This is a genomic window from Stenotrophomonas sp. G106K1 (assembly GCF_037969685.1).
Classification (GTDB): Bacteria; Pseudomonadota; Gammaproteobacteria; order Xanthomonadales; family Xanthomonadaceae; genus Stenotrophomonas; species Stenotrophomonas lactitubi.
This window is the reverse complement of record NZ_JBBPFR010000020.1, coordinates 1-12353: the sequence shown is the minus strand read 5'-3', so window position 1 is coordinate 12353 and position 12353 is coordinate 1. Positions and strand designations below refer to the sequence as shown.

The 12353-nt window shown below is 66.2% G+C and carries 11 protein-coding genes; 4 read left to right on the top strand and 7 right to left on the bottom strand.

The features are described 5' to 3' along the window. The first annotated feature begins 114 nt into the window (after positions 1 to 114). Positions 115 to 822, top strand: coding sequence for a C40 family peptidase (locus tag WKB25_RS16055; protein ID WP_340571810.1), 708 nt, complete (start codon positions 115 to 117; stop codon positions 820 to 822). 223 nt (positions 823 to 1045) lie between these two features. Beyond that, on the top strand, positions 1046 to 2398 hold the full coding sequence (locus tag WKB25_RS16050; protein ID WP_340571763.1) for a sigma-54 dependent transcriptional regulator: 1353 nt from the start codon (positions 1046 to 1048) through the stop codon (positions 2396 to 2398). Between the two features lie 44 nt (positions 2399 to 2442). On the opposite strand, the gene WKB25_RS16045 is transcribed toward WKB25_RS16050, so the two are convergent. From WKB25_RS16045 to WKB25_RS16015, 7 genes are all read right to left on the bottom strand, one after another. Further along, positions 2443 to 3732, bottom strand: a complete 1290-nt coding sequence (locus WKB25_RS16045) for a transporter (RefSeq protein WP_340571762.1) — start codon at positions 3730 to 3732, stop codon at positions 2443 to 2445. 45 nt (positions 3733 to 3777) lie between these two features. Beyond that, positions 3778 to 4530: a hypothetical protein gene (locus tag WKB25_RS16040; protein WP_340571760.1), complete on the bottom strand. Its 753-nt coding sequence runs from the start codon at positions 4528 to 4530 to the stop codon at positions 3778 to 3780. A gap of 13 nt (positions 4531 to 4543) precedes the next feature. Next, positions 4544 to 5248 (bottom strand): C39 family peptidase, encoded by a 705-nt coding sequence (locus tag WKB25_RS16035; protein ID WP_340571759.1) that lies wholly within the window; start codon positions 5246 to 5248, stop codon positions 4544 to 4546. A 140-nt stretch (positions 5249 to 5388) separates the two neighbouring features. Then, positions 5389 to 6771, bottom strand: a complete 1383-nt coding sequence (locus WKB25_RS16030) for an adhesin (protein ID WP_340571757.1) — start codon at positions 6769 to 6771, stop codon at positions 5389 to 5391. Positions 6772 to 6815: 44 nt separating this feature from the next. Further along, complete coding sequence (locus WKB25_RS16025; protein ID WP_340571755.1) at positions 6816 to 7430, bottom strand: hypothetical protein; 615 nt, start codon at positions 7428 to 7430, stop codon at positions 6816 to 6818. Continuing rightward, positions 7427 to 7966, bottom strand: a complete 540-nt coding sequence (locus WKB25_RS16020) for a hypothetical protein (protein ID WP_340571754.1) — start codon at positions 7964 to 7966, stop codon at positions 7427 to 7429. Before WKB25_RS16020 ends, WKB25_RS16025 begins: the two co-directional genes overlap by 4 nt. A 230-nt stretch (positions 7967 to 8196) precedes the next feature. Continuing rightward, positions 8197 to 9531, bottom strand: a complete 1335-nt coding sequence (locus WKB25_RS16015) for a dicarboxylate/amino acid:cation symporter (protein ID WP_340571753.1) — start codon at positions 9529 to 9531, stop codon at positions 8197 to 8199. 154 nt (positions 9532 to 9685) lie between these two features. Between WKB25_RS16015 and WKB25_RS16010 the strand changes: the two genes are divergently transcribed. Further along, positions 9686 to 11392 (top strand): alkaline phosphatase, encoded by a 1707-nt coding sequence (locus WKB25_RS16010; RefSeq protein WP_100553149.1) that lies wholly within the window; start codon positions 9686 to 9688, stop codon positions 11390 to 11392. Further along, positions 11389 to 11934: a WG repeat-containing protein gene (locus tag WKB25_RS16005; protein ID WP_340571752.1), complete on the top strand. Its 546-nt coding sequence runs from the start codon at positions 11389 to 11391 to the stop codon at positions 11932 to 11934. Before WKB25_RS16010 ends, WKB25_RS16005 begins: the two co-directional genes overlap by 4 nt. The last annotated feature ends 419 nt before the right edge of the window (positions 11935 to 12353 follow it).

Genomic DNA, 12353 nt, shown 5'->3' with positions numbered 1-12353 from the left:
TTTACAGGGCATGATGCCCCATCGTTTTTTCCTTGTGACCGACGCGTGACGACAAACGACCCGACGTGCCAAGGCCAGACCGCCGCTTCTTCGCGTAGTGTCCGCCCGCTTCTGCTGGGCTTGGCATTGTGTCTGACCAGCCTTCCGGCCTGGTCGCAGTCCGCTCCCACCCGTACCGATGCGACCCCGGCTCCGACCGCCGAGACCGCCCCCCGCGCAGCCGCCAAGGCCGACGCCACTGCTCCGCAGCGCAGCCGCGCCGATGCCGCCGCCAGCGCCACCCTGGCCGCCCTGCTGCCGCACCTGGCCGCCAATGACACCATTCCCCTGATGGACCGCTCGGCCATGGTGGCCGGTGACCTCAGCCGCCTGCTCGCCAATTACGACACCAGCAGCGCCGCCAATGGCAGCGTCGTGGTCGGTACCGCTGCAGACAACGGCAAGGTGCAGTCGCTGCTGCGCCGGGCCATGACCTTGCTTGGCACCCCCTACCGTTGGGGTGGCAGCAATCCGGACAGCGGCTTCGACTGCAGCGGTCTGGTCGGTTATGTGTTCCGCTCTGCGCTGGGCATCGAGCTGCCGCGCGTCTCGCGTGAAATGGCGCATGACGCCAATGCCGAACTGATCAACGACCGCGCCGCCCTGGCAGCAGGCGATCTGGTGTTCTTCGGCCGCAAGGGCCGGGTCGACCACGTCGGCATCTATGTGGGCGACGGCCGCTTCCTGCATGCCCCGAGCACCGGCAAGGACGTCCGCGTCGACACCCTGCTCAGTGGCTACTGGGGCAACAAGTTCATGCAGGCCCGCCGGGTCGACCTCTGATTCGAGGCCGTCCGCGCGTGACATGACAAGCCGCTGCCCTGCAGCGGCTTTTTTGTTGGGCCGGCGATGGCCGCTGATCGACGCTTGCTGCGTTGGTCATTGATGCCACGGTCCTCCTGGGCCGCGACCGGCCACCCACGTGCGGCCGCAGCATCCCGGCGTGGGGCGGCACGCCGATGATGGCCCGTCTGCCGCTCGCGTTGCCCGGATGCTGGGGAGAGGCATGGCGGCAAGCCTGGAAATTCCATCGCGCTGTGTGATCTGGTTCGGCCAGCCACAGGGGACCGAGCGCAGTGCGCTGGCAGCCGCAGGGTGGCAACTGCGCTGTGTCAGCCCGGCGCCCGCCATGGCCATTGGCCTGCGCGGTCGCGATCATCTGGTCGCCGTCGTCGATCTTCGCCATCTGGATGCAGAGGCGGCGCAGCTGTTGCTGCCGTGGGTCGAGCAGCACCATCACCTGCCGTGGCTGGCCGTGCTGCCTGCGGGGCTGGGCAGCCCTCCTCCTGCCTGGGGCGCGCTGCTGCGGGCCTGCCAGGATCAGTTCTCGCTGCCGCTGGAGCTTCCAGACCTGCTGTCGGCGATGCAGCGCCAGTGCGACGGCGATGACCTGCCACCTGCCGCGACCCACAACGGCGGCGGTCTTCCTGCACTGATCGGCAACAGCGCCCCCCTGCTGGCCGTCCGCACTGCCCTGCACAAATTCGCCCCGGTCGAGCTGCCGGTGCTGGTAACGGGCGAAACCGGCACCGGCAAGGAGCTGGCCGCGCAGGCGCTGCATGCGCTGTCCGGGCGCGCAGGAAAGCCCTTCCTGGCGGTGAACTGCGGTGCCATTCCCGCCAACCTGGTGCAATCCGAACTGTTCGGTCACGAGCGTGGCGCTTTCACAGGCGCTTCCCAACGTCGCATCGGCCTGTTCGAAACAGCCCATGGCGGCACCGTATTCCTCGATGAGGTCGGCGACCTGCCTGCGGATGCACAGACCAGTCTGCTGCGGGTGCTGCAGGAGGGCACGCTGGAACGGGTGGGCAGCAACCAGCCACTGCGGGTGGATGTGCGCGTACTGGCGGCCACCCATGTCGAACTTGAACAGGCGGTCGCCCAGGGCCGCTTCCGGCGCGATCTCTACTACCGCCTCAATGTGCTGCGCCTGCCGATGCCATCGCTGCGCGAACGTGGCGCCGATGTCCTGTTGCTGGCCGAACACTTCCTGCGCGCATTCCGCCAACGTCATGCCGGCCGTGCACGTGGCTTCGATCCTGGCGCGCACCAGGCGATGCGTGGGTTCGACTGGCCGGGCAACGTGCGCGAACTGTTGAACCGCGTACAGCGGGCGGCGATCGTGGCGGAGGGAGAGCTGATCAGCGCGGCCGACCTGGATCTGGCCGAACCCGATGCGCCCGCACGGCGTGCGCTGCTACAGGATGCACGTGGCCAGGTGGAACGCGACGTGCTGCTGCAGGCCCTGCGCCAGCATGGCTACAACGTGTCGGCGTGCGCGCGGCACATGCAGATCTCGCGGGTGACGGTCTATCGGTTGTGCCGCAAACATCATCTTGAGCTGCCGGCGCAGCGCTGACCGCTGGCAGCTTGAAGCAGCCGGGCATGGCCCGGCCGCCCTGCTTACAACATGTACGGCACCTTGAAGGCCAGCGTGAAGTCCGGCGCATCCGGGGTCAGGCCGATGCCCAGCATCGTCACCAGCGTGGTGTGCTGGTTCAACGCGTAGGTCACGCCGAGATTGAGCGACGCCGCATTGGCATCGCTGCCAATCACCTTCACCCATTCACCGCCCTTGAACCGGGTCGAGGCGCGCGTGCTGATCTTGTCGCTGAAGGAAATGCTCAGGCTGGTGCGCTCGTTGAACGCGAAGGCCACGCCGGCACCGAAGTACACCGAACCGCCCAGCTTCACGTCACCGGGGTTGACCGTATCCGGGTTGCTGTCGATATCGCTGAAGCCGCGCGGGAACGAATGGATGTAGCCGGCGTTGGCGAACAGGATGGCCGGATCGGCGGTCTTCACCATCGATACGCCGAGGTTGGCCTGCCACACCCCATTGCCGGTCGGCTGTTCCTGCGGCACCGCGAAGCGGATGTAATCATCGTCGTCGCGCTCGATTACTTTCCAGTCCAGGCCGTAGGGTGCGCGACCGGTAGGCGCGGTAACACCACCGGTCAGCACCGTCTCCGGGCGCCAGCCGCGTTCGGCGAACAGCCGGTAATTGGCACTCAGGCTGACATCGCCGATGCCGCTGCCGTTGGTTTCTTCCTGCGCGATCGCCGCCGCCGCACCGCCGGCACCGCCCTTCTGGTAGACCGTGCGCCGCGCCAGGTATGGCACGTCCAGGTTCAAGGTGAGGTTGGGGCTGACGCCCCAGCGCGCGGCCAGGTTGTAGGTCAACGAATCGGATTCGACGTTCTCGATCGCGATGTTGCCGAGAAAGATCGCATCCAGGGCAAGGAACCCGTTGAGCGTGAGTTGCTTGCGGTCGTAGCGCGCATAGGTGAGGCCGTTTTCGATGGTGAACCGGCGCGAGAACAACGCCGCCTGCTGCTGCTTGACGTCGTCCACGCTGCGCCGTGCCTCCTGCTTGGCCTGCTGTGCCTCGGCCGCGCTGCTGGCATAGCCTTCGCTGCTGGGCGGAACAACGGATGCAGCAGCGGGCGCCAACGGCGCAGCGGGGGTCGCAGCGGGTCCTGCGCGACCACTCAGCCGCGCCTGCATCGCCTGCACCTGCATGTCCAGTTCGCGCAGGCGGCGTACCTCCTGTGCGTAATTGGCTTTGAGCTGTTCCAGTTGCGCGATCAATGCCTGCATGTCGGCACCGTCACTGGGTGCAGGCTGCTGGGCGAAGGCAGTGGCCGCCAGCGCCGCCAGCGCCAGCGGAGTAAGCCGGAAGAGAATGTGCATGTCGGTGACCTGCGTTGTACGTCGATTCCCCCTGACCAGGCCGTGTTACTGGCCCGGGCCCATGCCGCGGTTCATCCCGATCGCCTGGGCCACGTTCTGGCTCAAGGGCAGGTTGTTGGCCGCGGTGTTGCGTATCAGTTCCAGCTGCAGCCGATTGCTGGCAGTCTGCCCATCGCCGGCCAGGGCAATGCCCTGCCCCACGCTGCCATTGCGGATCCATTGCTGTACCAGGCTCTGCCCGTCGACCTGCAGCAACAGGCGCGCCTGGTTGCCATCAAGCATGGCCGTGGCGGTAGCGCCACCCTGCTGTGCCTTCGCCATGCGGCTGCCGTCATCGGTCATCGCTGTCGGCACCGCGCCATCACGCACGGTCAGCATGGTCACATTGCGCGCGGTGTTGCCATCGCCGGCCACCTGCACGCTCTGCACCAGTCCACTGGCATTGGCCAGGCCGGTACTGTCGATGCTGCGCCCTGCCGTCGTCGGCAACGGTGCATCAGCGGCGGTGACGTGGACGCTGGGCCGGAAGCTCAGTTTGGGTGTCCCGCCATTGCGGAAATCCATGCCCAGGGTGAGTGCACCCTGCACCACCGCACCGTTGGGTCCCTGCCATTGCGAAATCATCGTCACCCCGAACCAGGCCACGTTGTTGCCACCGACGGTGTAGCGGCCACGCATCAGGTTCAGCTCGGGATCGGGTATTTCCTTCAGGCCACGCCCCGGTGCACCGTCTGCCGCCATCAACGGCGACACCGACAGCATCAGCAGCAGGGCGAGTACCACACGTTGGCATTGCATGATCGTGCCTCCTTCAGAACAGGTCGGCGTGGCTGAAGCCGAAGTCGACCAGTTCGGCATCGGTGATCGGTCCCTGCCGCGCATACAACGCGCGGGCACTGGGCCGTTCGCTGGGTTGCAGCAGCACCGTGTTGCGATCGAAGTCGCTGCCGATCACGACGAAAACAGCACGTGACGGCCAGGCGGCGCTGAACTCTGCCAATGACATGCTGCGGTTGCCCAGGATCGGATCGGCCACTTCCACCACGCCGTCGCGCACCTGCTTGAGCACGACGAAATGCCGGAAGCCGCGTACGTCCATCAGCACCAGTCCAGGAACCCGCAACGTGCGCAGGCGCGATTCGTCGATGCGATAGCCGCGTCCACGCATGCCCAGCGATTCGACATAGCGTTTGATGTCCAACAGCGAGAATCCGCGTTCCTTGACCAGCTGTGGATCCGATACCCCCATCATTCCCTCGATCACCGTCGCCTCGGTGGTGTCCAGGTGGTAGGCATAACGCAGGATGGTGGCCAGAGCGGCCGCCCCACAGCTGTAGTCGGTGTGCTGCCGCACCAGGTTGCGATACCGCCGCTCCTGCATGCTTTCCACCTTCTGCTGCAGCAGCGCGCCATTGGGCAGCACCCCGCTGAACACCACCTCGCCTGCCCAGCCACATGCGCTGGTCAGCAGCAGCAGGCAGGGCAGCAGACGCAACCACCAGCGATGACCGGCCATGCCGTTCTCCACGAGAAAGAAGGAGCCCCTGCCCCAAGGGGGAGGAGGGACAGGGGCTCCCGGGGGAACCCGGCCAATGGCGGATGGCCGGGCTTGTTGCGCTCAACGCAGGTTCGCTGCGAAAGCGGTCACACCGTGGATCATTCGCCGCCGCCGGTCCCACCGCCGGTGCTCGGCTGTGCCACGGCCAATGCCAGGCTGTTGGCCTGCAGGTTGCCGGTACCCGATGCCACGTTCACGCCGATGTTGCCGGACGCGCCGGAGAACGCGCTGCCGGACAGTGCCGAGGTGTTGGTCGCATTGACGTTCACCCAGCGGGTGGTGCTGACCGTGCCACTGAGGCTGGCATACAGGTCGGCCACGCCCAGCTCGACGAACTGGCTGGTGCCGCTTTCACGCGTATCGAAGCCCAGGCCACCCACGCCCGGCCGGTTCGGGTTCATCGTTGCGTTCTGGATCTGGTTGTCCAGATCGATGTGCCCGGTCGCGTTGCCACCCGGATGCGGCAGATCGCCACTCCACGTATCGAGGTAGTAGTTGGCCATCTGGTAGGCATTGCCGGTGCCGCGATAGGTACCGGCACCCACGGCCAGGGTACCGCCAGCGACGCGACCGCTCAGGCCAACCTGCACCGTATCGGTGTAGGACTGCACGAAGCCGGCGTTGGACACGGTGTTGCCGGTGGACACCTGGTTGGAGCTGATGCTCGACTGCGCCATCGCACTGGTGGCCACCGAGGCAGCAAGTGCGTTCTTCTGCTCGTTGTTGTTGCCCGAGGCGATGTTCACACCGATGTTGCCCGATGCACCGCCGAAGGCATTGCCACCGAGGCCAGCGGCGTTGGTGACGCCGGAGTTCATGGTGGTGTTGCCGAAGCCGGCCTGGTTGACGAACACCTCGGCGTCGGCCATGCCGAAGCTGAAGGAGGCATCCGCAGCGGACAGCGACGCAGCATTGTCCTGCGCGTTGTTGTCGCCGGCCACCACGTTGAAGCCAAGGTTGCCGGAGGCACCGGCGCCGACATCATCGGCGATCGAAGCGCTGTTGGTGACCAGGCTGTTGCCGGTGAGGTTGTTGCTGATCGACTGACGGTTGTCGATCACGGCGATGGCTGCCGAATCCAGATCGATGTCACCGGTGATGGTCGGATCGCCGGAGAAGTTGATGTCCGAACTCAGCCGCAGGTCCTTCTCCAGGTTCACGTCGACGCCATGGTTGTTCTTTTCCTTGCGCTCGTCGGCCTGGATGTTGCTGTTCTTCTGCACCTGCTCGTTGACGTTCACCGTGCGGGTGCGGCTCACGTTCGAGGTGTCGGTGTTGTTGCGTACCGTGGTGTTGGTGCGGGTCCAGTTGCGGACTTCGTTGTCGGTATGGTTGTGCGTGTCGGTGCGGGTTTCGGTCACGACATGGTTGTGGTTGATGTTCGCATTGGCATTCTGGTTGTCCCAGCCATTGGCCGCAGCAGCGGTCGAGGCAGTGGCAATTGCCATGGCGAGTACGGTCTTTTTGACAGTCGCTTTCATGGTGCCCTCTCTCTCATCAGGTGATTGGTTCGGGTGGGTTGTACTCACGGGTTGCCCTGCACGACCAGGCCCAGAACATTGGCCGTATCGTTTCGCGCTCCCGCGATCTGATTGAGTTGCAGGACACCGTCGAAGCCCCGCAGTGCCGTCGACGAAACGCCGACACTGCGGATACCCGCCGCAACACCGTCACCGGTATCGCCCTGCCCCCCTGCTGACGCGATGTCCGAGGCGGCCAGCGCCGTGTCATCGGACTCGCGTATTCCTTGCCGGGCCAGCGTCGCGCTGACGACATTGAGCGTCGTGTTGGCGATGCCGCTGGCCTGGTTGATCGATGCAATGCCGCTGGCCCCTGCCAGCGCCTGTCCGGCGATGTGCGCGCTGGCTTCCAGTGGTGCCGACAGCACGACATCGTTGCTGTGCTGCTGCCGTGTGGCGATGGCCACGTCGCCGCGGTCACCGCTGGCCATGCCATGCAGGTTGGCCTGGATGTTGAGATCGCCCGCCGCCTGGTTGATGGCGATGGCACCACTGGCACCGGCCAGCACGCGGCCGTCGATGCGGGTCACATCGAGATAGGCCAGCATGCCGCTGTAGTCGTCGGCCAGGGCTACGGCCGGCACTGCCAGCCAGGCCGCCAGCAGCACTGCGCGCTTCACTTGCCACCCGCCTGCGCCGGTGCGCCCAGCGGGAACTGCGACAGTGCGCCGCGCACGGTATCGCCGATGCCGCGTGTGGTGTTGCCGACCGCACCCAGCGGGCCGCTCATCGCACCGCTGAGGCTGCTGCCACTGATCATCCCCTCGCCCGAGCGGCCAAGGGTTCCGCCCAGCGCCTGCTGGGTCACCCGCTCGACCGTGGTAACACCGTGCGCGTGCACGCTGCCGGACTGACCGGCGCCGAGACCGGCGTAGTCGTCGTCACTGAGTTCATCCATGCCGCTGGCGGCGGCGCTGCTGCCGAGTGCGGCGGCGATCTCATGCTGCGGTTTCGGATCGGCGATCAACGCCACGCCGGGCGGCGCCATGCGATAGGCCGGGCGCGTGGCCACGTCACGCAACAGGACGATTTCGCCAGGCTGCGCCTTCACTCCTTGCCGCGCACCCGAAGCAGCGGCCGCCAGCGGAACGGCCAGCACCAGCAGCAGCGCAAGCTGCCGGCCAGAAACAGTGAAAAGGGTGGTGCTGCCGTCCATGCCGCTCTCCCGTTGCATATGCGCAGGGTGAGAGCAGCTTTCGTGCCAACACCGGGAGGCCGTCGCAGCGGGGGTTTGACGGGTAACACTGCGGCAGCATGACGCCGCAGTGTTACAACTTCGTTCGGATTCCGTTCGCCTTAACGCGCAGGAAACACCACTGCGCAAGGCGCCATCGGGGCTGTATCAGTGCTGTTACAGGGACTGATACAGCCCGTTGCAGTGCCGCTTCAGGCGCGCGGCGGGCTCGGGTCGGGATCATCGATGCCGACGTTGGTGGACGGGTTGTCGTACACCGTCTGGTCGAGCAGGCCGGTTTCCTTGGCCACCAGCACCGGCACCAGCATCTGACCGGTCACGTTGGTCATCGTGCGCATCATGTCCAGGATGCGGTCGATCGCGTACAGATAGCCGATGGTTTCCAGCGGAAGGTTGGCCGCGCTCAGCACCACCGTCGCCATGATCACCGCCGTACCCGGCACGCCGGCGGTGCCGAAGCTGCCCAGCACCGAAGCGATCAGCACCACCACGTACTGCTCGGGCGTCAGCGGCACACCGCTGTACTGGGCGATGAACACCGCGCACAGCGCCGGATAGATCGCGCCGCAGCCGTCCATCTTGATGCTCGCGCCCAGCGGCACCGCGAACGAACCGTAATCCTTGTTCACGCCCAGGTTGTGGGTGATCGAACGCAGCGCAACCGGCATCGCCGCGAAGCTGGAAGAGCTGACGAAGGCCACCTGCATGCCCGACGCCGCGCCGCGGAAGAACTTCAGCGGATTCAACCCGTGCGCCAGCAGCAGCGCGCTGTACACCACCACGATGTGCAGCGCGCAGGCCACGTACAGCGCCAGCACGAAGTGGCCCAGCGGCAGCAGCTTCTCGAAGCCATAGCTGCCGACCAGGCCGGCAATCAGGCCGAAGGTGCCGATCGGGGTGACTTCCAGCACGAAGCGGGTCACCTGGATCATGATGTCGCTCATCTGCCCGACCAGCTTGCGCGCTTCGGTCACCTTCTCGCCAAGCTTGACGATGGCAAAACCAACCAGGCCTGCGAAGAAGATCACCGGCAGGATCGAACCACGGCCCGCCGCCAGCACGGTCTCACCAGCGGCATTGACCTTGGTGCCGATACCCGACAGCGCGTAGAACACGTTGGACGGCACCACATCCAGCAGCACCTGCACCACGCTGGGCACTTCGCGCGGAACATAGTTGCTGGCCATCGACAGCTGCAGGCCGCCGGCGCCGGGCTGCAGCACCGTACCCACGCCCAGGCCCACGCATACCGCGAGCGCGGCAGTGATCACGAACCACAGGAACGTGCGCCCGCTGAGTGCGGCCACCGATTTCTGGCCATGCAGCGAAGAGATCGCGTTGATGACCGCGAAGAACACCAGCGGCACCGCGATCATCTTGATCAGGGTCACGTACAGCTCGCCGAGCGGGCCGAACCAGGTTTCAGCAGCCGGGCCAAGCGCCCAGCCGGCCAGCGCACCGAGCACGAAGCCACCGACCACGCGCTGCCAGAATGGAATCCGCAGCCAGGCAGAGACCAGCTTCATAGGCAATCCAAGGGGGTAGGAAGGGATGCTGGCACGATAGCCCAAGGCGGGCCGCAGAACGACCGCTCGGGTGGCAAATCAGTGTGTCATCGGCGTGCCTTGCGAGGCCGGGCATAATGAACGTCCCGTTTCACTTTGTGAGATCCCAGCGTCCATGCGTCGTTCCGTCTCCCTGTTGGCCGCCTGCGCCACGACCCTGCTGCTCGGCGCCTGCGCCAGCACCGCCCCCGCGTCCGCTCCGGCCGGCCTGAAGGTCAGCGTCGCCCCCGTCGCCCACCCTGCCGGTGAAACCCCGCAGTGGTGGTACCGCAGTGGCGCTGCCCAGGCGGCCGCCAACGGCGCGATGGCCGGCAAGGCCAAAAACGTCATCCTGTTCCTGGGTGATGGCATGAGCCTGACCACCGTGGCCGCCTCGCGCATCTACGAAGGCCAGCAGAAGGGCGGCTCCGGCGAAGAGAACCTGCTGTCGTGGGAGCGCTTCCCGGCCACCGCGTTCAGCAAGACCTACAACACCGATTCGCAGACGCCGGATTCGGCCGGCACCATGACCGCCATCACCACCGGCGTGAAGACCCACATGGGCGCGATCGGCGTCAGTGCCGGCAGCCGCACCGACTGCGCCGACAGCCTGTCCAAGGGCCTGCTGACCTGGCTGCAGCTGGCCGACAGCGCCGGCCTGGCCACCGGCGTGGTCTCCACCGCACGCCTGACCCATGCCACACCGGCCGCGACCTATGCGCACTCGCCCGAGCGCAACTGGGAAAACGACACCGACCTGACCGAAGCGGCCAAGGCCGCCGGCTGCAAGGACATCGCCCAGCAGCTGCTGTCGACCTCGCGCTACGGCCGTGGCCCGCTGGTCGCCCTGGGCGGCGGTCGTGGTGAATTCACCACCGTGGAAGAGCGCGACCCCGAGTACGACGACAAGGTCGGCCAGCGCCTGGACGGCCGCAGCCTGGTGCAGGAATGGCAGCAGGCGCACCCGCAGGGCGCCTACGTGTGGAACAGCAAGCAGTTGCAGGCCGCCGCCAACGCACCGGCAATCCTCGGCCTGTTCGAGCCGGACCACATGCGCTACGAGTACGAACGCCCGCAGGACCCGGCCGGTGAGCCGAGCCTGGCCGAGCTGACCGCTGCAGCGATCAAGAACCTGTCGCGCCATCAGGAAGGCTATGTGCTGATGATCGAAGGCGCGCGCATCGACCACGCCAACCACAGCGGCAACGCCTACCGTGCACTGACCGAAACCGTGGCCCTGTCCGATGCCGTGCGCGTGGCCAACGAGCTGACCTCGGCCGACGACACGCTGATCATCGTCACCGCCGACCATTCGCACACCCTGAACTTCGTCGGCTACCCGGCCCGTGGCAACCCGATCCTGGGCAAGGTGAAGGACAAGGGCGGCGAAGACGGCGCGGGCAAGCTCGACCTGGCGCTGGATGGCAACGGCCAGCCCTACACCACCCTGAGCTATGCCAACGGCCCCGGCCACACCGGCACCAGCAACCAGCAGCCGGCCGGCCCGAAGCGCTACCCGCACAACCCCAGCAGCTTCGAGCCGGCCAACGGCCGCCCGAACCTGCACGATGTCGATACCGAGCATCCGGATTACATGCAGGAAGCGCTGGTGCCGATGAAGTCCGAATCGCATGGTGGCGAAGACGTCGGCATCTGGGCACGCGGCCCCGGCAGCAAGGCGATCCGTGGCACCCTGGAACAGAACGCGATCTACCACATGATCGTGCAGGCCACCCCGGCCCTGCGCGACCGCCTGTGCAAGGCCGGCACCTGCGACGACAAGGGCGTACCGGTGGAACTGCCGGCACCGGCCACCTTCGAACGCAAGGCTGACAGCAAGTGATGGCGCGGCCGGCACGCTCTGCTCTGGCCTGCCTCCGCCGTGCGCGCTGGCTGGCCCTGCTGGGCGTGCTGGCCAGCCCCTGGGCGTCGGCACAGGGCCCGGCCTGCAAGGTCATGACCGAAGAGCACGGGTTGTGGATGCTGCCCGGCTGCGAGGTCGTCAATGACAAGCCGCAGATCAGCGCGGAGACCCTGCAGCATCTTCCCTACGACGGCGATGGCTTGGCGCTGGTACAGACCGCCGACGGCTTCCACTATGTCGACCGCCGCGGCCGCAGCCAGGCCGTGATCCCCTGGGACAACGGCGCAGATCCGCTGCAGGAAGGCCTGTTCCGCGGCCGCGTCGGTGATCGCGTGGGCTACTTCAACGCCGCCTTCGAGCAGGTGATTGCGGCCACGTTCGATTTTGCCTGGCCATTCCAGGACGGCGTGGCCGAGGTCTGCAACGGCTGCCGCCGAGGCACGCCCGATGGCGACGGGCATACGCCGATGGAAGGCGGCGAGTGGTTCCGTATCGATCGTCAAGGTCGTCGGGTGAAGTAAGGGTTTTTCGGCAGGGCTGCGCCCTGCACCTGCCGAAGCAACAGCAACGGCCGAAACAACAGCAACAGCGGCATTCCGTGGGATGGCGGTGCACTGTGGGTTTGCGGGGACGCCGTGAATCCGTCCATGGAGACTTGGTCGCCGCATCCATGCGGCTCACACCCCGCAAACCCACAGTGCCCCGCCTTCGACAGTTGGCCGGTGGCCAGTAGATCCACGCCATGCGTGGATGAATCTCTTTCAGATATCCAGATATCGAATGAAATTCTGGGGTCAGATCCGTTTCCTACGGAAAACGGATCTGACCCCAAGAGCCATTCCAACAGATCGCGGAGATCTGTCGAAGGCGGGGTGGGTCCGGTTGCGGGGGTGTCCGCGGCATGGATGCCGCGGCCAAGCCCCCATGGACGGGTTTACGG

Excerpts from the sequence above, each read along its gene's own strand:
- WKB25_RS16050 (WP_340571763.1), top strand. The coding sequence starts at position 1,046 with ATGGCGGCAAGCCTGGAAATTCCATCGCGCTGTGTGATCTGGTTCGGC.
- WKB25_RS16045 (WP_340571762.1), bottom strand. The coding sequence starts at position 3,732 with ATGCACATTCTCTTCCGGCTTACTCCGCTGGCGCTGGCGGCGCTGGCG.
- WKB25_RS16040 (WP_340571760.1), bottom strand. The coding sequence starts at position 4,530 with ATGCAATGCCAACGTGTGGTACTCGCCCTGCTGCTGATGCTGTCGGTG.
- WKB25_RS16035 (WP_340571759.1), bottom strand. The coding sequence starts at position 5,248 with ATGGCCGGTCATCGCTGGTGGTTGCGTCTGCTGCCCTGCCTGCTGCTG.
- WKB25_RS16030 (WP_340571757.1), bottom strand. The coding sequence starts at position 6,771 with ATGAAAGCGACTGTCAAAAAGACCGTACTCGCCATGGCAATTGCCACT.
- WKB25_RS16020 (WP_340571754.1), bottom strand. The coding sequence starts at position 7,966 with ATGGACGGCAGCACCACCCTTTTCACTGTTTCTGGCCGGCAGCTTGCG.
- WKB25_RS16015 (WP_340571753.1), bottom strand. The coding sequence starts at position 9,531 with ATGAAGCTGGTCTCTGCCTGGCTGCGGATTCCATTCTGGCAGCGCGTG.
- WKB25_RS16010 (WP_100553149.1), top strand. The coding sequence starts at position 9,686 with ATGCGTCGTTCCGTCTCCCTGTTGGCCGCCTGCGCCACGACCCTGCTG.